Below are 315 nucleotides of genomic sequence, written 5' to 3' on the forward strand. Positions count from 1 at the left end.
AGCGCCTCCGTCACGATCTCGGCCTTGAGCTTCTCCTCGACGTACATCTTGCGCAGCCGAGCGTTCTCGGCCTCCAGCTCCTTCATGCGCGCCATCAGCGATACGTCCATGCCGCCATACTTCGAACGCCACTTGTAGAACGTAGCCGAGCTGATGCCCAACTCTCGGCACAGCTCTGGAACGGCAAGACCCGCCTCCACGCGCTTGATGGCTTCAATGATCTGGCTATCCGTAAATCTCGACTTCTTCATGCGGTAGAACTCCTCAACGAGAAAATTCTACTTCTGACCTCATCGCTTTTGCGGGGGGATTACC

At 56.5% G+C, this 315-nt stretch carries 1 protein-coding gene; it reads right to left on the reverse strand.

Annotated elements, in window-relative coordinates; all coding sequences use genetic code 11:
- On the reverse strand, nucleotides 1-251 hold a 251-nt coding region (locus ACEU5R_RS32025; RefSeq protein ID WP_392413952.1), incomplete at its 3' end, for a transposase.
- Between the last annotated feature and the right edge of the window lie 64 nt (nucleotides 252-315).

The organism is Achromobacter sp. 413638, assembly GCF_043119405.1.
GTDB lineage: Bacteria > Pseudomonadota > Gammaproteobacteria > Burkholderiales > Burkholderiaceae_B > Achromobacter.